This is a genomic window from Rhodococcus mengyinensis (genome assembly GCF_048381435.1).
Taxonomy (GTDB): Bacteria; Actinomycetota; Actinomycetes; order Mycobacteriales; family Mycobacteriaceae; genus Rhodococcus_F; species Rhodococcus_F opacus_D.
Genome location: NZ_JBLWIT010000031.1, coordinates 36,588 through 54,901 on the forward strand (window position 1 = coordinate 36,588; position 18,314 = coordinate 54,901).

General features: G+C 68.6%; 18 protein-coding genes. 10 read left to right on the forward strand and 8 right to left on the reverse strand.

Annotated features, from left to right (window positions below):
- Nucleotides 1–2: 2 nt before the first annotated feature.
- The 4 genes from pucL to ACNJ7E_RS04070 are packed head-to-tail and all read left to right on the forward strand — an operon-like array spanning nucleotide 3 to nucleotide 5,803.
- Nucleotides 3–914: a factor-independent urate hydroxylase gene (gene pucL / locus ACNJ7E_RS04055; protein ID WP_418339195.1), complete on the forward strand. Its 912-nt coding sequence runs from the start codon at nucleotides 3–5 to the stop codon at nucleotides 912–914.
- Nucleotides 914–2,281, forward strand: a complete 1,368-nt coding sequence (locus ACNJ7E_RS04060; RefSeq protein WP_418339220.1) for an 8-oxoguanine deaminase — start codon at nucleotides 914–916, stop codon at nucleotides 2,279–2,281. The genes pucL and ACNJ7E_RS04060 overlap by 1 nt, the downstream gene beginning before the upstream one ends.
- 4 nt (nucleotides 2,282–2,285) lie before the next feature.
- Nucleotides 2,286–3,095: an FAD binding domain-containing protein gene (locus ACNJ7E_RS04065; protein ID WP_418339196.1), complete on the forward strand. Its 810-nt coding sequence runs from the start codon at nucleotides 2,286–2,288 to the stop codon at nucleotides 3,093–3,095.
- Nucleotides 3,092–5,803: a molybdopterin-dependent oxidoreductase gene (locus ACNJ7E_RS04070; protein WP_418339197.1), complete on the forward strand. Its 2,712-nt coding sequence runs from the start codon at nucleotides 3,092–3,094 to the stop codon at nucleotides 5,801–5,803. The genes ACNJ7E_RS04065 and ACNJ7E_RS04070 overlap by 4 nt, the downstream gene beginning before the upstream one ends.
- A 32-nt stretch (nucleotides 5,804–5,835) precedes the next feature.
- Here ACNJ7E_RS04070 and ACNJ7E_RS04075 read toward each other — a convergent pair whose 3' ends face one another.
- Together ACNJ7E_RS04075 and ACNJ7E_RS04080 are read right to left on the reverse strand one after the other, a co-directional pair.
- Nucleotides 5,836–6,303, reverse strand: a complete 468-nt coding sequence (locus ACNJ7E_RS04075) for an NUDIX hydrolase (RefSeq protein ID WP_280779054.1) — start codon at nucleotides 6,301–6,303, stop codon at nucleotides 5,836–5,838.
- A gap of 9 nt (nucleotides 6,304–6,312) precedes the next feature.
- Entirely contained in the window at nucleotides 6,313–7,617 is a 1,305-nt protein-coding gene (locus ACNJ7E_RS04080; protein WP_418339198.1) for an NAD(P)/FAD-dependent oxidoreductase, read from the reverse strand.
- A 154-nt stretch (nucleotides 7,618–7,771) separates the two neighbouring features.
- On the opposite strand from ACNJ7E_RS04080, the gene ACNJ7E_RS04085 reads away from it, so the two are divergent.
- Complete coding sequence (locus ACNJ7E_RS04085) at nucleotides 7,772–8,671, forward strand: LysR family transcriptional regulator (protein WP_009477562.1); 900 nt, start codon at nucleotides 7,772–7,774, stop codon at nucleotides 8,669–8,671.
- On the opposite strand, the gene ACNJ7E_RS04090 is transcribed toward ACNJ7E_RS04085, so the two are convergent.
- Nucleotides 8,668–9,612, reverse strand: coding sequence for an alpha/beta fold hydrolase (locus ACNJ7E_RS04090; protein ID WP_418339199.1), 945 nt, complete (start codon nucleotides 9,610–9,612; stop codon nucleotides 8,668–8,670). The two genes, ACNJ7E_RS04085 and ACNJ7E_RS04090, sit on opposite strands and share 4 nt — an antisense overlap.
- A gap of 25 nt (nucleotides 9,613–9,637) precedes the next feature.
- Between ACNJ7E_RS04090 and ACNJ7E_RS04095 the strand changes: the two genes are divergently transcribed.
- The 3 genes from ACNJ7E_RS04095 (at nucleotide 9,638) to ACNJ7E_RS04105 (ending at nucleotide 10,952) form a co-directional block, all read left to right on the forward strand.
- Complete coding sequence (locus ACNJ7E_RS04095) at nucleotides 9,638–9,841, forward strand: 1-aminocyclopropane-1-carboxylate oxidase (protein ID WP_418339200.1); 204 nt, start codon at nucleotides 9,638–9,640, stop codon at nucleotides 9,839–9,841.
- Nucleotides 9,838–10,419, forward strand: coding sequence for a nucleotidyltransferase family protein (locus tag ACNJ7E_RS04100; protein ID WP_418339201.1), 582 nt, complete (start codon nucleotides 9,838–9,840; stop codon nucleotides 10,417–10,419). The genes ACNJ7E_RS04095 and ACNJ7E_RS04100 overlap by 4 nt, the downstream gene beginning before the upstream one ends.
- A 104-nt stretch (nucleotides 10,420–10,523) precedes the next feature.
- Complete coding sequence (locus tag ACNJ7E_RS04105; protein WP_280779060.1) at nucleotides 10,524–10,952, forward strand: ester cyclase; 429 nt, start codon at nucleotides 10,524–10,526, stop codon at nucleotides 10,950–10,952.
- A gap of 9 nt (nucleotides 10,953–10,961) precedes the next feature.
- Here ACNJ7E_RS04105 and ACNJ7E_RS04110 read toward each other — a convergent pair whose 3' ends face one another.
- Nucleotides 10,962–11,780, reverse strand: coding sequence for an ABC transporter permease (locus tag ACNJ7E_RS04110; RefSeq protein ID WP_105420896.1), 819 nt, complete (start codon nucleotides 11,778–11,780; stop codon nucleotides 10,962–10,964).
- On the reverse strand, nucleotides 11,777–12,733 hold the full coding sequence (locus tag ACNJ7E_RS04115; protein ID WP_025431767.1) for a daunorubicin resistance protein DrrA family ABC transporter ATP-binding protein: 957 nt from the start codon (nucleotides 12,731–12,733) through the stop codon (nucleotides 11,777–11,779). The genes ACNJ7E_RS04110 and ACNJ7E_RS04115 overlap by 4 nt, the downstream gene beginning before the upstream one ends.
- A 149-nt stretch (nucleotides 12,734–12,882) precedes the next feature.
- Between ACNJ7E_RS04115 and ACNJ7E_RS04120 the strand changes: the two genes are divergently transcribed.
- Both ACNJ7E_RS04120 and ACNJ7E_RS04125 read left to right on the forward strand, forming a co-directional pair.
- Nucleotides 12,883–14,523, forward strand: a complete 1,641-nt coding sequence (locus ACNJ7E_RS04120) for a helix-turn-helix transcriptional regulator (RefSeq protein WP_418339202.1) — start codon at nucleotides 12,883–12,885, stop codon at nucleotides 14,521–14,523.
- A gap of 109 nt (nucleotides 14,524–14,632) precedes the next feature.
- A complete protein-coding gene (locus tag ACNJ7E_RS04125; RefSeq protein ID WP_280779062.1) occupies nucleotides 14,633–15,742 on the forward strand; it encodes a flavin-containing monooxygenase in 1,110 nt (369 codons plus the stop codon).
- On the opposite strand, the gene ACNJ7E_RS04130 is transcribed toward ACNJ7E_RS04125, so the two are convergent.
- The 3 genes from ACNJ7E_RS04130 to ACNJ7E_RS04140 are packed head-to-tail and all read right to left on the reverse strand — an operon-like array spanning nucleotide 15,714 to nucleotide 18,309.
- Nucleotides 15,714–16,883, reverse strand: coding sequence for a lipid-transfer protein (locus tag ACNJ7E_RS04130; RefSeq protein ID WP_418339203.1), 1,170 nt, complete (start codon nucleotides 16,881–16,883; stop codon nucleotides 15,714–15,716). The genes ACNJ7E_RS04125 and ACNJ7E_RS04130 overlap by 29 nt on opposite strands.
- Nucleotides 16,880–17,302 carry a MaoC family dehydratase gene (locus ACNJ7E_RS04135; protein ID WP_005566081.1) on the reverse strand — a complete coding sequence of 141 codons (423 nt, stop codon included), beginning with the start codon at nucleotides 17,300–17,302 and terminating at the stop codon, nucleotides 16,880–16,882. The genes ACNJ7E_RS04130 and ACNJ7E_RS04135 overlap by 4 nt, the downstream gene beginning before the upstream one ends.
- A complete protein-coding gene (locus tag ACNJ7E_RS04140; RefSeq protein WP_418339204.1) occupies nucleotides 17,299–18,309 on the reverse strand; it encodes a bifunctional MaoC family dehydratase N-terminal/OB-fold nucleic acid binding domain-containing protein in 1,011 nt (336 codons plus the stop codon). Before ACNJ7E_RS04140 ends, ACNJ7E_RS04135 begins: the two co-directional genes overlap by 4 nt.
- Nucleotides 18,310–18,314: the final 5 nt, after the last annotated feature.

Sequence of the window (18,314 nt, forward strand, 5' to 3'; positions counted from 1 at the left end):
GAATGACCGACCTCACCGGCGCTATCGTCCTGGGCGACCACCAGTACGGCAAAGCCGAGATCCGCATCGTGCGGATCTACCGCGACACCCCCCGGCACGAGATCCGGGACGTGAGCGTGTCGACCTGCCTACGAGGCGACTTCTCGGCGGCGCATCTCGCCGGCGACCAGAGTTCGGTGCTGCCCACCGACACCCAGAAGCAGACGGCGTACTCCTACGCGAAGGAGAAGGGACTCGACTCCATCGAGGAGTACGGGCTGACGCTGGCACGGCACTTCGTGGACGACGTGGCCCCGGTCGAGGGCGCCCGCATCGAGATCGAGGAATACGCCTGGCAGCGCGCGGTGGTCGACGGAGCGGAGCACGACCACACCTGGGTGCGCAAGGGTGAAGAGGTGCGCACCGCGGCGATCACCGTCGACGCCGACGGCACGTGGGTGGTCGGCGGGCTGAAGGATCTGGTGATCCTCAAGTCCACGGGCAGCGAGTTCTTCGGATTCCTGAAGGACGAGTACACGATCCTCGAGGAGACCCACGATCGGGTGATGGCGACTTCGCTTGTCGTGCAATGGCGGTTCGTCACCACCGACATGGACTGGAACGGTGTCTACGCCGGCATCAAGGAGCAGATCGTCGCGACGTTCGCGACCGTCCACTCGCTCGCCCTCCAGCAGACGCTGTACGAGATCGGCAAGGCGATCCTCGAGCGCTACCCCGTGCTCGCGGAAGTGCGCCTGTCCGCGCCCAACAAGCATCACTTCGCCCACGACCTCGCCCGCTTCGGCGTGGAGAACGACAACGAGGTCTTCCACGCCGCCGACCGCCCCTACGGCCTGATCCAGGCGACGGTGCAGCGGTCCGACGCCCCGGACGCCGGGCCCGCATGGTCGGCGTACGCGGGCTGGCTCAGCTGATGAATGCCGGCTCGGGCACCGTCGTCGTCTCCGGCGCGTACGTCGCCACTGTCGACGCGGCGGGCACCGAGTATCCGGACGGTTACGTCGTCGTGCGGGGCAACCGCATCGTCGACGTCGGTGCCGGGCCCGCGCCGGTGATCGAGGGCGCGCGGGTGGTCGACGGACGAGGTTGTCTGCTCACCCCCGGGCTGGTGAACACGCACCATCACCTGTACCAGTGGATCAGCCGGGGGCTCGCCGCCGACGACACCCTGTTCGGCTGGCTGACCACCCTCTACCCGGTCTGGGCGGGCATCGACGCCGACGCCGTCCGGACCGCGGCCACCGGCGGTCTCGCGTGGCTGGCGAAGCACGGCTGCACGACCACGACGGACCACCACTACGTCGTGCCGCGCGACGGCGGCGACGTGTTCGGCGCCGAGATCGAGGCCGCGCAGATCGTCGGGCTCCGCTTCCACCCCAGCCGAGGGTCGATGGACCTCGGCCACAGCCAGGGCGGACTGCCACCGGATTCGGTGGTGGAGCGTCTCGAGGACGTCCTGAAGGGCACCCAGGACGTCATCGACCGCTGGCACGACCCGGCTCCCGACTCGATGCTGAGAATCGCGGTGGCCCCCTGCTCGCCGTTCTCCGTCACCGCCGACCTCCTGACCGAGGCCGCGACCCTCGCCCGTTCGGCAGGCGTGCGGCTGCATACCCATCTCGCGGAAACCCTTGACGAGCAGGACTTCTGCCACGAGCGGTTCGGCTGCACCCCGGTGCAGTACATGGAGCAACTCGGCTGGGTGGGCCCCGACGTCTGGTACGCGCATGCCGTCCACCTGGACGACGTCGCGATCGCCGCGATGGCCGCCACCGGAACCGGGGCAGCCCACTGCCCCACGTCCAATGCCCGCCTCGGCGCCGGGATCGCCCGCGCCAAGGACCTCCACGCGGCGGGGGTTCCTCTGGGGCTCGGCGTCGACGGCGCCGCCAGCAACGAGGCGTGCAACATGCTCGAGGAGGCCCGGCACGCCGTGCTGTTCGCGCGGGCCCGCGGCGGCCCGGGCGAGATGACGGTGCGCACCGCCCTCGAACTCGCCACGCGCGGCGGGGCCCGGGTACTCGGCAGGGAGGACGAACTCGGCACTCTCGAGCCCGGCAAACTGGCCGACCTCGCATTGTGGCGGGTCGACACCCTCGCACATTCCGGCATCACCGATCCGGTGGCGGCGCTCGTACTCGGAGTCACACCGCCGCTGGAGTTGCTTCTGGTGAACGGGCGAGCCGTCGTCGAGCGTGGGAGAGTGATCACCGTGAACGAGGAGAACGTCGCCGCGGAGGTCGAGCAGGCCCACCGGGCCCTGGTGCGTAAGGCGGGGTGAGTCGATGGATCTGTCGTTCGTGACGGAACTCTCGGCCCCGCGCAGCCGTGACGACCTACCCGCCCCGGAACCCGGAACGGCATTCCTGGCGGGCGGCACCTGGCTGTATTCGGAACCGCAGCCGACGGTCACCCGGCTGGTGGACCTGATCACCCTCGACTGGCCTGCGATCACCGTCCACGACGACGGACTCGAGCTCGCCGCGACGTGCACCATCGAGAACCTCTGCAACGCACCGCTTCCCGCGGAGTGGACGGCGGCGAGCCTGTTCCGGCCGTGCGCCGAGTCCCTGGTCGCGTCGTGGAAGATCTGGCACACCGCGACCGTCGGCGGCAACCTGGCGCTGGCGCTCCCGGCCGGGGCGATGATCACCCTGTGTTGCGCCCTCGACGCCGAACTCCTGATCTGGACCGCCGACGGGGGTGAACGCCGGGTTCCGGTCGACCGGTTCGTCACCGATGCCGGTCACACGGTGCTCGGAGCCGGTGACCTGATCCGCAGCATCCACCTCCCCGCCACCGCGTTGCGGGGCCGCACGTCGCTGCGCAAGATCGCGTACTCGCCGCTCGGACGGTCCGGCGCCCTGCTGGCCGGACGGGTCGACAAGGACGGTTTCGCGCTGACCGTCACCGCGTCGACCTTCCGCCCGTTCGTCCTCCGCTTCCCCGCCGTTCCCGGCCCCGACGTGTTGAGCGAGTCTCTGTCGGAACGGATCTCCCCCGACGACTACCTGACCGACGCGCACGGCGCCGCGGACTGGCGTCGGCACGTCACGGGCGTACTCGCCGAGGAGATCAGGAGGGAGCTGGAATGAAGTTGACGGTCGACGGACAGTCGGTGGATGCAGACCCACGGCCTGGTCAGTGCCTGCGCACCTTCCTGCGGGAGCAGCAGCGGTTCGCGGTCAAGAAAGGCTGCGACGCCGGCGATTGCGGCGCCTGTTCCGTACTGCTCGACGGCGCCCCGGTGCACTCGTGTGTGGTGCCGGCGCACCGCGCCGAGAACCGCGAGGTGACCACCGCGGCCGGTCTCGGCAGTCCCGATCGACTCCACCCCGTGCAGCAGCAGTTCGTCGACGCGGCCGGCTTCCAGTGCGGGTTCTGCACCCCCGGGATGGTGGTGACCGCGTCCGCGCTCGACTCCGGCCAACGCGCCGACCTGCCGCGCTCACTGAAGGGGAATCTGTGCCGCTGCACCGGCTATCGCGCCATTCGCGACGCCGTCGGCGGTGTGTGCACCACCGAATCGGACAGTGCCGGTGAGTCGTTCGGCCGCTCCATTCCCGCGCCCGCCGCCGCCCGGGTGGTGTGCGGCGCCGAGCCCTTCACACTGGACCTGGCCGTCGAGGGCCTGACGCACATCCAGATCCTCGGCAGCCCGCATGCGCACGCCCGCATCACCCGACTCGACACGTCCGCCGCGGAGAGGCTGCCCGGCGTCCACGCGGTGCTCACCCACCGCGACAGTCCCGACGTCGCCTTCTCCACGGCCCGCCACGAGTTCCGCACCGACGACCCCGACGACACCTACGTGTTCGACACGATCCTCCGGTTCCGGGGGCAACGGGTCGCGGCCGTCGTCGCCGACTCCGTCGACATCGCCCGGCGCGCAGTGGAACTGATCGACGTGCAGTACGAAGTATTGGAACCCGTCTTCGATCCCGACCTGGCACGCCGCCCCGGCGCCCCCGTGCTGCACGGCGACAAGGGCGCCGATTCCCGGATCGCGGACCCGGCCCGGAACCTGGTGGCCGAGGTCCACGGCGAAGTCGGCGACCTCGCCGCCGGGCTCGCGGCGGCGCGGGACACGGGCGCCGTGGTGGAGGGCACGTGGCAGACGCAACGCGTGCAGCACGCGCATCTCGAAACCCACTCGGCCATCGGCTGGCTCGACTCCGACGGGCGGCTCACCCTCCGCAGCAGCACCCAGGTGCCCTTCCTCGTCCGCGACGAACTCGCCCACCTGTTCTCGCTCGACCGCTCACAGGTCCGGGTGTTCACCGCCCGCATCGGGGGCGGCTTCGGCGCCAAACAGGAAATGCTGGTCGAGGATCTCGTCGCCCTCGCCGTTCTGCGCACCGGCAGACCGGTGCAGTACGAGTTCACCCGCTCCGACCAGTTCACGATCGCCCCGTGCCGGCATCCCATGCGCGTCTCGGTGAAGGTCGGGGCCGACGGCGACGGAAAGCTGACGGCGCTCGCCGTCGACGTGCTCTCGGACGCCGGTGCGTACGGCAATCATTCGGTGGGCGTGATGTTCCACGGCTGCAGCGAATCCGTTGCGCTGTATCGATCGCCGAACAAGCGGGTGGACGCCCAGGCCGTCTACACCAACAACCTGCCGTCCGGGGCGTTCCGCGGCTACGGTCTGGGCCAGGTCATCTTCGCGGTGGAATCCGCGCTCGATCAGCTGGCGACGCAGCTGGGCGTCGATCCGTTCGAACTGCGCCGCCGCAACGTGGTCGTCCCGGGTGACGACTTCGTCGATGCCGAGGTGGAGCGCGGCGACCTCACGTACGGCAGTTACGGACTCGACCAATGCCTCGACCTGGCGGAGGCCGCACTGCGCCGCGGCAACGACGTGCCCCCGCCGGACGGCCCGCAGTGGCGGGTCGGTGAGGGCATGGCGGCGTCGATGATCGCGACCATTCCGCCGCGGGGGCACTTCGCGGACGTGTCCTGCACCCTCGTCGAGGGCGGCCGGTACGAACTGCGGGTGGGCACCGCGGAGTTCGGCAACGGCACCACCACCGTCCACGCCCAGCTCGCCGCGTCCGCGTTGGGCACCACCGCCGACCGGATCACCGTGCTGCAATCCGACACCGACGTCGCCGGGCACGACACCGGCGCGTTCGGTTCGGCGGGCACGGTGGTCGCCGGTAAGGCGGTGCATCTTGCGGGAACCCGGTTGCGGGAGCAGCTGTTCGAGGTCGCTCGCCGCGTGGCGGGTGCCGCCGAGGACGCCGACTGCGCGCTGACACCCGACGCGGTCGAGGTCGCCGGGCGGGTCGTCGAACTCGACAAGCTGGTGCCCGAGGGACCGATCCGCGCCGAGGGCAGGCACGACGGTACCCCCCGCTCGGTGGTGTTCAACGTGCACGCGTTCCGGGTGGCGGTCGACACCGTCACCGGGGAGGTCCGGATCCTGCAGTCCATCCAGGCGGCGGATGCCGGCACGGTCCTCAACCCGCAGCAGTGCCGCGGGCAGGTCGAGGGCGGTGTCGCGCAGGCGATCGGCAGCGCACTGTACGAGGAGATCCTGCTCGACGGCGCCGGGACCGTGCTCAACCCGCAGCTCCGGAATTATCACCTTCCGCAGCTCGTGGACGTGCCGGACACCGAGGTCTACTTCGCGGACACCTACGACGAACTGGGCCCGCAGGGCGCCAAGTCGATGAGCGAGTCCCCGTACAACCCGGTCGCCCCCGCCCTGGCCAACGCGATCGCGGACGCCACCGGCGCCCGGCTTCGGCGGATCCCGATGACCCCCGCCGCCGTCTGGCGTGCGCTCCCGCGCCCGTGAGTACTTACTAACGTCCCGCGGTTAATAAGTACTCACGGGGCGAGGTGCTCGCGCAGCGCTCTTACTAGCGGACGCTGCCCCTTGACCAGCTTCGTCTCGGCGACGCTCGCCGGGAACCAGCGGGCGTCGTCGACCTCGGGGAACTGTTGACGCTTCCCCGACCGCGGCGGCCACTCCAGTTCGAACGTGTTGCTCTTCACGAACGTGACGTCCTCGCTCACCTCGGCCGCGTAGACGGTGATCAGCTTGCGTGAGGGCTGCCGGAATTCGCCGAGCAGCTCGTACTCGACGGCCGGCGGCGGCGCGCCGATCTCTTCCTCGAACTCACGCAGCGCGGCCTTGTAGGGATCCTCGCCCTCGACGTACTCACCCTTGGGGATCGACCAGGCGGCCTCGTCCTTACGCGCCCAGAACGGGCCGCCCATGTGCACGATCCACAACTGGAGCACCCCCGCATCGTCGGTGCGATACAGGAGTACTCCAGCGCTGGTGACGGTCATGGACCCAGGTTAGGCTGCGGCGCCCTCTCGCTGCTCGGTCAGCTCGGCGGGTTCGATTTCCTGGGCGTAGTGGAAGTGCGGGCGGCGGTGTCCGAGGAACGAACCGCACCACGACATCACCGCGACGTACCGGTTGCGGAATCCGACCAGGTAGACGAGGTGCACGGCGAGCCACAGGAACCAGGCGAGCACACCGGTCAGCTCGATCTTGCCGACGCGGGTGATCGCACGGAACCGGTTGATGATCGCCATGCTGCCCTTGTCGCGGTACGTGAACGGCGTTCCGAGGGCGCGTTTCCCGGTGATGATGGCCGCGACGTGCCGTCCACCCTGCATCGCGAACGGCGACTGCGCGGGCAGATTGTTCAGCGACGCCATGTCGCCGATCGCGTAGATGTCGTCGAAGCGACCCACCGTGAGGTCCTCGTCGACCAGCAGACGGCCGCCGCGGCCGGTCTCGCAGCCGGTCCGGTCCGCGAGCACCGCTGCGAAGTCGTTGGCCTGGATGCCTGCCGACCAGATGATGGTGTCCGCCGTGAGGCGCTTCTCGAAGCCGGTGCTCGGCGACGACAGGGTGGCGCCGCGTTCGTCGATGTCGGTCACCATCGTGCCCAGCACCACCTCGACTCCGGCCCGTTCGAGCGAATCCTGGGTGTACTTGCTGAGCTTGCCGCCGAACACGGGCAGCGTCTCCCCCGCACCCTCGACGAGGGTGACGGTGACGTCTTCCGACGTGATGTCGCGGAGCGACTTCTCGAAGTAGCGGCCCGCCAATTCCTTGATCTGACCTGCCAGTTCGACACCGGTCGGACCGGCACCGATCACGATGAAGTGCAGCAGGTCGCGGCGACGCTCCGGGTCCGAGGTAGTGTGCGCCTCCTCGAAGCAGCGGACGATCTGCCTGCGCAGCCGGTCGGCGTCGGCGACGGTCTTGAGCGCGTACGTGACCTCGGCGAACTCGTCGTGGCCGAAGTAGGCCTGCCGGGCGCCGGTCGCGGCGATCAGGCTGTCGTAACCGATCGTGTGGCTCACCCCGCCGGCCTCGTAGACGACCTGCTTCTTGTCCGGGTCGACGTCGACGACGCGGCCGAGCCGGACGTCACCGCTGGGGTACTTCGCGAGGATCGCGCGGATGGACGGGGCGATCTCGCCGGGCGAGATGACACCGGTGGCGACCTGGTACAGAAGGGGCTGGAACAAATGCTCGGTGGTCTCGGAAATCAGCACGAACGGCGTGCCTGCCTTGCCGAGCTTCTTCGCCGCCGCGAGGGCGCCGAATCCCGATCCCACGATGACGACCTGTGTGCGATCCACCGAAAACCTCCTACTGCTTCTGGCGTCTACTTAGCGCCGCGTATGAGCTCCACATTAGGGATCGACCATTGTTAATCGCCAGTAAGCTGGGGAAATCGAAATTGTGTTATCTCGATTGCTCATAAGTCTTCACGGAAGGACGTAACCTCAGGTCATGGAGTTCCGACAGCTTCGCTACTTCCTCGCGGTCGGCGAGGAGGGCAGTTTCTCGCGCGCGGCGCAACGCTGCTTCATCTCCCAGTCCGCGATCAGCCACCAGATCGCGAAGCTCGAACACGAGTTGGGCACCACCCTCCTGGAGCGGTCGACGCGCGCCACGCGGCTGACCGCGGCAGGCGAACGGCTGATGCCCATCGCGGCCGAGATGATGGGCCTCGAGGCCCGCGCGCTGTCGGTGGGACTCGATCCCCGCAACCGGCTCCGCATCAGCGCGAGCATGAGCTTCGCGACACAGAGCCTCGAGGCGATATCGGCTGTCCGCGAAGACTTCCCACAGCTCGACATCGAATTCGTCATCAAGGACTTCACCGACCGGATGACCGCCGTCGCGTCGGGGGACGCCGATCTCGCGCTCATCCGCGGCGGCGTCGACCGGCCCGGGCTCGAAACGGTGGAATTCGGCCTCGAGGACCTGGTGATCGTGACGTCGAGCAAGCACCCACTGGCGGGGGTCTCGACCGTCGACCTGAGCGAACTGGCACCGTACCCCCTGCTGCTACCGCCACGCAGCAGTCAGATCCTGATCCACACCGTGGTCGAGGACGCGTTCCGGCAGGTCGGGCAGCGGGTCATGCTCGGACCGTCGATCCCCAGCGACCACACCGCGACCCTCGACGTACTGACGACGCCGCGGTCGTGGACGGTGCTGTACGCGGACACCGCCGATGCGACTCCCCGCCGCGGGCTGAGCTTTCTGCGCGAGGCGCACGACCGACTGCGCATCCCGGTGTGCGGGGTCGTCCGGAGCGGAACGGCGACGAGACCCGAACTCACCCACCTGTTCCGCGCGCTCGCACAGTCGATCGCCGGGTCCCGCGGATCGGCCGAAACCTAGGCGTCGATCAGTCCGTGCCGGTCCACCCACGTGAGCACGTGGTCGAGCATCGTGTCGGGAACCTCGAGCTGCGGGGTGTGCCCCACGTTGCCGAGAATCACGCTGTCCCACCGCGGGTTTGCCGTTGCCACCTTGCGGGCCGCCGCGACCGGGACCAGTCGGTCGCGGTCGCCGTGGAGCAGGAGAACGGGTTGTGCGATCGACCGCATGGTGTCGAGGTATCGGCGCGGGCGAGCCAGGACCCGCATGAGGGACCGGCTGGCCTGAAGGAACGCCGCATCCTCGGACGGCAGCCCGCGCCGGTATCCCGCGAGAGCCGCTGCGGCGTCGAGGGAATCTTCCGATGCCCGGCTCGGCTCGGCGAAGCACAGGTCGATCATCCGCTGGACCAACTGCCGGTCCGTCAACTTCCTGCTCGAGTACTGCAGGAACCGCTCCCCCACGAACGGCGTGAAGTACATCGCGAACTGCGCGGCGATCCGCGGGTCCGGGATCCGTTGCGCGACAGGCAGTGCGGGATCGACGAGAACCAGCGCCGAGACCATCTCGGGGTGCGCCGCCGTCTCGAACAGCGAGATCATGCCGCCCATCGAGTTGCCCATCAGGATCACGGGACCGCCGACGACGTCACGGAGGAAGCGATGCAGCACCTTCGCATTGGCGCCCACCCCCGTCCGGCGGCGCCCGGACGGACTGAGCCCGAAGCCGGGGAGATCCACGGTCAGCACCCGGGTGCGCTCCGCAAGGACCGGTGCGATCCGGACCCAGTTGAGATGCGAGCCGCCGAGTCCGTGAACCATCACCACGGGAGGAGATCCGGTGCCGGCACCGTATTCGACCCAGTGGACGGGACCGTCGAGGTCGACGACGCTGCCGGAGCCGCCCCACTGCTGCGCGAACTCCTGCCGGGAAGGTTCGCCGACTCTGTTCGGATCCACCATGTGTCCGTCCGTTCCGACTGTTGGCGTGTCGAGGCCACCGGCCAGTCTACGGTGCACGTCGCGACGTGGGAGCGAAGCATGGATCGACCGCGACGTCGTCATCGCCGGGCCGGCGGGCAAGTACCCCGGCATCACCGCCGAGGACTACCTCTACCAGCGCGTCGACGCGAACTTCGCCGAGGAAAAGTATGTTGAACCCATGCAGCGCGGACCGGTGAGACCACGATGACGATCGGGGGCGTGCTGCTCGCCGCCGGGGCCGGTTCGCGGATGGGCATACCCAAGGCACTCGTCGTCGGCGCGGACGGAGAACCGTGGCTCGCGCGCGGAGTGCGAGTGCTGTCGGAGGCGGGATGTGAGCCCACCGTCGTGGTGCTCGGTGCCCGCGCCGAGGAGGCCGAGGACCTACTGCCGGGCGGTGTCCCCGTCACCGTCGGGATCGCGGAGGACTGGCAGTCGGGGCTGTCCGCCTCCCTGCGCCGGGGGCTGGAGGTCGCGGCAACGTTCGACGACGTCGATGCCGTCGTCATCACCCTCGTCGACCTCCCTGACCTCGGCGCCGACGCAATCCGGCGGGTGGCGTCGGTGCCGCCCGGCGACGCCCGAGCGTCGCTGCGTCAGGCTCACTACGCCGGCCGTCCGGGCCACCCCGTGCTGATCGGCCGGGACCACTGGCTCCCGTTGCGGCGCAGCCTCACCGGCGACTCCGGTGCACGCACGTACCTCGGGGCACACGGCGCCGAGACGGTCGACTGCTCCGACCTGGGGTCGGGACGCGACGTCGATTCACCGCGCGAACTCCCCTAGCCCTCTGGACGAACGGGACGCTCGTTCGATCTGACGCAACGAGCGTCCCGTTGGCCCGGCGGAGGTGGGTATACGCCGCGACGTGATCGGCAGACAATGGAGTCATGTCACTGGAAACGAACAAGGAATTGATCCGGCGTTTCTACACCGAGATCGACGCAGGCAACATCGACGCACTGGACGAACTCGTCGACGAGAATTACCTCGACCATTCACCGCCGCCGTTTCCCGGCCTCGAAGCACCGGGGCGCGAGGGACTGAAACAGGTGTTCCGGTTGTTCTGGGAGGCCACACCGGGGACGCACCTGATCGAGGATCAGGTGGCCGAGGGCGACAAGGTCGTCACCCGGCTGCTGTGCGCCGGAACGCAGACGGGTGATCTGCCCGGAATTCCCGCGACGGGGAACCGCATGGAAATGACCGCCACCGTCATCCACCGCATCGAAAACGGGCGGATTGCGGAGAAGTGGTCGGACAAGGACGTCCTCGCCATGCTCCAGCAGTTGGGGGTGATCCCTGCCGCGGGGCGGTGACCGTCGCCCTCAGCGGCTGACGGCCTTCTTGTAGCGCCGGATCGCGAACGGCACGAAGATCACCAGCAGCACCGCCGACCATGCCAGTGAGGCGATGATCGGGTGCTGCAACGGCCACGCGTCGGGAACGGTCATGTCCGGGTTGGTGTTTCCGAACAGTTCCCGCACGGCCTGCGTCACCGCGGACACCGGATTCCATTCCGCGATCACCTTCAGCGGACCGGGCAGGTTGGTGGTCTCGACGAACGTGTTCGCGATGAACGAGAGCGGAAAGATGACGATGAAGCTGGCGTTGTTGAACACCTCCGGTGTCCGGATCCACAGGCCGACCACCGCCATCACCCACGACAGCGCGTAGGCGAACAACAGCAGGAGCAGGTAGCCGAGCAGCGCTTCGCCGAGACTCGAGTGGATGCGCCACCCGATGATCAGACCCGTCAGTGACATCACGATGAGGCTGACGATGTTGATCAGGACGTCGGTGGAGGTGCGGCCGAGGAGGACGGCGGACGGGGCCATCGGCAGCGACCGGAACCGGTCGATGATCCCCTTCTGCAGATCCTCGACCATCCCGAGACCCGTCCACGTGGCCCCGAAGATGACTGTTTGTGTGAAGATCCCGGCGATCAGGAACTCCCGGTAGGACATCCCGGGAACCTGAATGGCACTACCGAACACGTACGCGAACAGCAGCACGAACATGATCGGCGACAACGTGGTGAACACGATGAGGTCGGGGACGCGCTTGATCTTGATCATGTTGCGCTTGGCGATCGTGAGCCCGTCCGCGAGCGCGGTGTGCACGGACGCGGTCTGTGGGGCGCTCATGAGACGTGCTCCTCTTCGGCTTCGTGTCCGGTCAGGGTGAGGAAGACGTCGTCCAGGGTCGGTCTGCGCAGACCGACGTCGAATACCTTCACTCCTCGATTGGAGAGTCGGCCCAGCGCCTCGACGAGGGCGTCCGCACCGCCGGTCACCGGCACCGTGACCCGGCGGACGTTCTCCTCCACCAGGATGTCCCCGGCGGCGAGCGGGGCCAGTTCGTCGCGCACGACGGAGAGTTCGATGCCCTCCCGGACGCTCAACTCGATGCGCTCACCGCCCACGCGGTCCTTCAATTCGTCGGCGGTTCCGCGGGCGATGACCGAACCGTGGTCGATGACGGCGATCTGGTCGGCGAGGCGCTCGGCTTCTTCCATGTACTGGGTGGTCAGGAGAAGCGTGGTGCCCCTGGCTACCAGATTGTCGATGACGTCCCACAGCGCCAGCCGGGCGCGGGGGTCGAGCCCGGTGGTCGGTTCGTCCAGGAACAACACTTCCGGCTCGGCGACGAGCGCTCCCGCGAGGTCGAGCCGACGACGCATGCCACCCGAGTAGCCCTTGACGGGGCGATCTCCTGCCTCGACCAGGTCGAACTGTTCGAGCAGTTCGCGGGCGCGCGCCTTACTGCGTTTGCCCCCGAGGTGGTAGAGCCGCCCGACCATCTCGAGGTTCTCGAACCCGGTGAGGTACTCGTCGACGGCGGCGTACTGACCCGACGCCCCGATCCGGGATCGGAGCACCCGCGCGTCGTGGACGACGTCGAGACCGGCCACCTCCGCCCGGCCGGCATCCGGGACGAGAAGGGTGGTGAAGACCCGCACTGCCGTCGTCTTGCCGGCGCCGTTCGGGCCGAGCAGCGCCATCACCGTTCCCGACGGGACCGCGAGGTCGACCCCGTCCAGTGCCGTGACCTTGCCGTACTTCTTGACCAGACCCTCTGCCGTTATCGCATCGACCATCAGAAGTTCCCATCCGTTGGCGTGTGGAACCAGTGTGACTCGAGGCACCGACAGGTTGCAGGGAATATTCGACGTTCCCGGCGGGCCCGGTGCGGCGGTAGTCTGAAATCCGAGCAGGTCAGCGCGCAGATCTTCGGCAGGAGACAGTGATGTCCGACGCGGCGTCGGAACTCCGGACGGGCCGTGCGGCCTTCGAACGACGAGACTGGCGCGACACCTACGCCCGACTGTCGGGCGCCGACCGGCAGGACCCGCTGTCCGGTGATGACCTCGAACTGGTCGCCACCGCCGCCTACCTTCTCGGTGACGACGACGCCAGCACCGAATGGTGGGAACGGGCGGTGCACGAGTGGGCCCGCGCGGGTCGGCCGGTGCGCTCCGCGCGGTGCGCGTTCTGGCTCTCGTTCGTCCTGATCATGCGGGGCGAGCAGGCGCGCGGTGGCGGCTGGCTGAGCAAGGCCCAGCGACTGCTGGACACCGCGGGCGTCGATTGCGCCGAGCGGGGCTACCTGCTGGTGCCGCAGGGACTGCAACGGATCGACGCCGGTGACGGCAAGGCCGCCCACGACATCTTCCGTGCGATCACGGAGGCAGGCACCCGGTTCGCCGACCCGGATCTGACGACGCTCGGGGTGCTGGGCACCGGCCATTCGCTCGTCCTGCTGGGGGACGTTGCCAACGCGGTGTCGGCGTTCGACGAGGCGATGGTCGGGGTGACGTCCGACGAGGTGTCCCCGGTGGTGGCGGGGATCGTGTACTGCGCCGTGATCGAGCAGTGCCAGAACATGTGCGATCTCCGCCGGTCCCGGGAATGGACTGTGGCGCTGGAGGAGTGGTGCTCTTCGCAACCCGACCTCGTCCCCTACCGCGGTCAGTGCCTCGTCCACCGCGCCGAGATCCTGCAACTGCAGGGCGAGTGGCCCACGGCGATGGATTCGGCGCGGCGGGCGCACGAGCGGCTCGCCTCGCATGCCGCGGCCGGGTCCGCCGCCTACGTGATGGCCGACCTCCACCGCCTGCGCGGCGAGGTCGCTCAGGCCGAGAAGTTGTTTCTGGAGGCGAACCGCTGGGGCAGGCGGCCGCAGCCCGGACTCGCGCTGCTGCGGATGGCGCAGGGGCGGGTCGGCAGCGCGGTCGCCTCGATCCGCTGCGCGGTGGACGAGTCCACCGGCGCGGTGGAACGCGCCCGGCTGCTGCCCGCCTGCGTGGACATCCTGCTCGCCGCCGGCGACGTCCCGGCGGCTCGCACCGCAGCCGACGAACTCGACTCGATCGCAACACGATTCGCGATCCCCTACCTGTGTGCTCTGTCCGCTCAGGCGTCGGGGTCGGTGCTGCACGCCGAAGGACGGGGTAGCGACGCGCTGACCGTTCTGCGCGACGCGTGGCGGCGCTGGCAGGACATCGGCGCGCCGTACGAGTGTGCGCGGGTCCGGGAGTCGGTCGCGCTGGTGTGCCGCGACCTGGGTGACGACGACACCGCGCAGATGGAGCACGACCTCGCGTCCGCCACCTACCGGCAACTGGGTGCGGTCCCGGACCTCGGGCGACTGCGGGCGGAGTTCCGCCCCGACCCGACGGTCAGCACTCCCCTGACTCCGCGTGAAGTGTGCGTGCTCCGCCTCGTGGCGGCAGGAAAGAGCAACCGGGCGGTGGCGACGGAACTGTTCCTCAGCGAGAAGACGGTCGCGCGGCACCTGAGCAACATCTTCCTCAAGCTGGGGATCTCGTCGCGGTCCGCGGCCACGGCCTATGCCTACGAGCATCGCCTCGTCTGGCCACCTACATGAAAGTACCCATACGGTCGTACGTATCTGCGCCATTCTCCCGACGCGCCGAGATCGGCCCGGTCATAGCGTTGAGCACGACCACCGATCACCCGAGGGAAGAAGACAGACGATGTCCACAGAACGCTTCGACACGATCGTGATCGGCGCCGGACAGGCCGGCCTCGCCACCGGATACCACCTCACACGATGCGGGCAGCGATTCGTGATCCTCGACGCCCACGACCGCGTCGGGGACGTGTGGCGGGAGCGATTCGACTCGCTCCGGCTCTACAGTCCCGCCCGGTACGACGGCCTGCCAGGCTGGGGAATTCCCGCCCCGGCTTGGTCCTGGCCCGGGAAGGACGAGGTCGCCGACTACTTCGAGGCCTACGCACAGCGATTCGCACTGCCGATCCGGACCGGCACCACCGTCGACGACCTGTCCCGTGCCGGCGACCGTTACGTCGTCACGGCCGGGACGGACCGATTCGAGGCCGACAACGTCGTCGTCGCCTCCGGAACGTGGCAGTCCCCGGTCATCCCGGACCTCGCCGAGCGCCTCGACCCCCGGATCCGGCAACTGCATTCGAGCGACTACCGCAATCCCTCCCAACTGCAGGACGGGCCGGTGCTGGTGGTCGGGTGCAGCCACTCCGGCGCGGACATCGCACTGGAAGTCTCCCGTTCGCATCGCACCACGATCTGCGGGCCCGTCCGCGGGGAGGTGCCGTTCGACCTCGAGGGGCGCCTCGCCCACATCGCGATCCCGATCATGTGGTTCATGGCCAATCACGTTCTGACGGAACGCACACCCGTCGGCCGGAAGATGCGCACCCACGTCCGTTCGGGTGGCGGACCACTCCTGCGGGTCAAACGGGCCGACCTGGCCGCCGCCGGGGTGGAGCACTTCCCCGCGAAGGTCACCGGTGTCCACGACGGCAGACCGGTCCTCGACGACGGCACCGCACTCGACGTCCGCAACGTCATCTGGTGCACCGGGTTCCGCAAGGACACGTCGTGGATCCAGATCCCCGTCACCGGATCGGACGGGTGGCCCGAGCAGTCCCGCGGAGTGTCGCCGGACCATCCGGGACTGTATTTCGTGGGGCTGCCGTTCCTGCAGGCGTTCGCCTCGATGCTCACCGGCGGGGTGGGCAGGGATGCCGGGTATGTCGCGAAACACATTGCGCGCAGACAGACTCGGGCCGGACTCAGGCCGTCAGCACCAACCCTGACGTAGGCACACCGGTCCCGGCGGTGACGAGGACGTTCTGCACGCCGGAGACCTGATTCACGGACGTGCCGCGGATCTGACGCACACCCTCGGCGATGCCGTTCATCCCGTGGATGTAGGCCTCGCCGAGCTGACCTCCGTGGGTGTTGAGCGGCAGACTGCCGTCGAGGTCGATGGCACCGTCGGCGATGAAGTCCTTGGCCTCGCCGCGGCCGCAGAAGCCGAGTTCTTCGAGCTGCATCAATACGTATGGGGTGAAGTGGTCGTAGAGGACGGCCAGATCCATGTCCCGCGGTCCGAGCCCGGCCTGATCCCACAGCTGCCTGCCGACCAGCTCCATCTCGGGCAGTCCCGCGAGCTCCGGGCGGTAGTAGCTGGTCATGATGTACTGGTCGCTGCCGCTCCCCTGAGCCGCCGCGGCGATCACGGCCGGCTTCTGCTTCAGATCCTTCGCCCGCTCCGGTGACGTGACCACGATCGCGATGCCGCCGTCGGACTCCTGGCAGCAGTCGAGCAGGTGCAGGGGCTCGGCGATGAATCGGGAGTTCTGGTGGTCCTCGAGGGTGATCGGCTTGCCGTAGAAGAAGGCGTTCGGATTGGTGGCGGCGTGCTTGCGGTCGGTGACCGCGACCCGTCCGAAATCCTCACTCGTGGCGCCGTATTCGTGCATGTACCGCTGGGCGACCATCGCGACGAACGCCGCAGGCGTCGACAGGCCGTGCGGGTAGGAGAACGCGTTGTCGGTACCCGACGAGTTCACCTGCTGCACCAGACCGGAGTTCACCTGCCCGAACCGCATCCCCGACCGCTCGTTGAACGCCCGGTACGCCACCACCACGTCGGCGACACCGGTGGCCACGGCCATCGCCGCCTGCTGCACGGTCGCGCACGCCGCACCGCCGCCGTAGTGGATGCGGCTGAAGAACTTCAGATCCGGAATGCCGACCGAACGGGCCACGGCAGCTTCGGTGTTGGTGTCCATCGTGAAGGACGTCAGGCCGTCGACGTCCGCGGGGGTCAGCCCGGCATCGTCGAGCGCCGCCGTGACCGCCTCTGCCGCCAGCCGCAATTCGCTGCGGCCCGAGTTCTTCGAGAAGTCGGTTGCGCCGATACCGGCGATGGCAGCCTTGCCCGACAGCCCGCTCATGCACCCGCTCCGTTCGTGCGTCCGTCCAGGACGAGGGTCACCTTCGACGTGATGTGGTCGCCGAGACCGTTCTTCCCGACGACGTCCAGCGTGACGACGCCGTCGTCCACCGCCGCCACCGTGCCGCTCAGCGTGAGGGTGTCGTACGCGTACCACGGAACGCCGAGGCGCAACGCGATCGACTTGATCACCGCGTTCGGCCCCGCCCAGTCGGTGACGAACCGCTGCACCAGACCCGTGTCGGTGAGGATGTTGACGAAGATGTCCTTCGACCCGCGTTGCTGCGCCAGGTCGCGGTCGTGGTGGACGTCCTGGAAGTCGCGTGTCGCCAATGCGGCCGAGACGACGAACGTCGGGTCGCCGGTGACGGTCAATTCCGGAAGCGTCGTTCCCACCGCGACATCGAGTGTGGACGTCATGACTGCTCCTTCGCTCCGCGCTGCCACGCGTACAGGGTCCACGGCGTGCCGCCCGTCTCGTCGTCACCCGGGAAGTCGAGGTAGATCGCCTCCACCGGCATCCCGACCGTCACCTCGGCGGGGTCGACGCCGCGCAGCTCACCGAGCATGCGGACGCCTTCCTCCAGTTCGACCAGCGCCACCACGAACGGCAGCGAGCGTCCCGGCACCTTCGGCGCGTGGTGGACCACGTAACTGAACACGGTGCCGCGACCCGACGCGACGACGTAGTCCGTCGTCTCCGCCTTGTCCTTCCACAGCGCGGGCACCGGTGGGTGCTGCAGCGATCCGTCCTCACGCTGCTGGATCCGCAACTCGTGCGCGGCCACCCCGTCCCAGAAGAACTGGGTGTCCTGTGAGGCGCTGGGCTGCATCAGCTTGGTGGGGTCCAGATCGTCGAAAGACGCCCCCTGACCGTTCGCCGACTGTGACGCCGGTTCAGCGGATTTGGGCGCGAACTTCAGGATGCGGAACAGCATCTCGGCGACGACCTCGCCGGTGCCGTCGTCGTCGGCGACCCGCCACAGGCTGCGGGTGGTGAAGAACCACCCCTCACCGAGGCCCGTCTTCTTCGGACCCACGACATCCTCGAGGGTCGTGGTGATGGTGACCTCCTCACCGACCTTCAGGTAGCGGTGGTAGATCTGATCGCAGTTGGTGGCGACGACGGACGTGAACCCGGCCTCGTCGAGGATGGTCGTCATGCGGCCGAGCGGGTCGTCGGGTTGCCGAACCGCGTTCAGCCCCTGCATCGTCCACACCTGCGCCATCGCGGGCGGGGCCACGATGGCGTCGTGTCCCGCTGCCCGCGCCGCCGCCTCGTCGACGTAGATCGGATTCCGGTCGCCGATCGCCTCCACCCAGTTGCGGATCATCGGCAGATTGATCGGGTCACGCCCGGGGCGAGGGGCGCTCGGGCCCGCCGACCGGACCTCGTCCGCGGCAGCGAGAATCTGTTCGGAACTCATTTCGC

Bases quoted from the DNA above. Each gene is read 5' to 3' on its own strand.
- pucL (WP_418339195.1), top strand. From the start codon at position 3: ATGACCGACCTCACCGGCGCTATCGTCCTGGGCGACCACCAGTACGGC.
- ACNJ7E_RS04060 (WP_418339220.1), top strand. From the start codon at position 914: ATGAATGCCGGCTCGGGCACCGTCGTCGTCTCCGGCGCGTACGTCGCC.
- ACNJ7E_RS04065 (WP_418339196.1), top strand. From the start codon at position 2,286: ATGGATCTGTCGTTCGTGACGGAACTCTCGGCCCCGCGCAGCCGTGAC.
- ACNJ7E_RS04070 (WP_418339197.1), top strand. From the start codon at position 3,092: ATGAAGTTGACGGTCGACGGACAGTCGGTGGATGCAGACCCACGGCCT.
- ACNJ7E_RS04075 (WP_280779054.1), bottom strand. From the start codon at position 6,303: ATGACCGTCACCAGCGCTGGAGTACTCCTGTATCGCACCGACGATGCG.
- ACNJ7E_RS04085 (WP_009477562.1), top strand. From the start codon at position 7,772: ATGGAGTTCCGACAGCTTCGCTACTTCCTCGCGGTCGGCGAGGAGGGC.
- ACNJ7E_RS04090 (WP_418339199.1), bottom strand. From the start codon at position 9,612: ATGGTGGATCCGAACAGAGTCGGCGAACCTTCCCGGCAGGAGTTCGCG.
- ACNJ7E_RS04100 (WP_418339201.1), top strand. From the start codon at position 9,838: ATGACGATCGGGGGCGTGCTGCTCGCCGCCGGGGCCGGTTCGCGGATG.
- ACNJ7E_RS04105 (WP_280779060.1), top strand. From the start codon at position 10,524: ATGTCACTGGAAACGAACAAGGAATTGATCCGGCGTTTCTACACCGAG.
- ACNJ7E_RS04110 (WP_105420896.1), bottom strand. From the start codon at position 11,780: ATGAGCGCCCCACAGACCGCGTCCGTGCACACCGCGCTCGCGGACGGG.
- ACNJ7E_RS04115 (WP_025431767.1), bottom strand. From the start codon at position 12,733: ATGGTCGATGCGATAACGGCAGAGGGTCTGGTCAAGAAGTACGGCAAG.
- ACNJ7E_RS04120 (WP_418339202.1), top strand. From the start codon at position 12,883: ATGTCCGACGCGGCGTCGGAACTCCGGACGGGCCGTGCGGCCTTCGAA.
- ACNJ7E_RS04125 (WP_280779062.1), top strand. From the start codon at position 14,633: ATGTCCACAGAACGCTTCGACACGATCGTGATCGGCGCCGGACAGGCC.
- ACNJ7E_RS04130 (WP_418339203.1), bottom strand. From the start codon at position 16,883: ATGAGCGGGCTGTCGGGCAAGGCTGCCATCGCCGGTATCGGCGCAACC.
- ACNJ7E_RS04135 (WP_005566081.1), bottom strand. From the start codon at position 17,302: ATGACGTCCACACTCGATGTCGCGGTGGGAACGACGCTTCCGGAATTG.
- ACNJ7E_RS04140 (WP_418339204.1), bottom strand. From the start codon at position 18,309: ATGAGTTCCGAACAGATTCTCGCTGCCGCGGACGAGGTCCGGTCGGCG.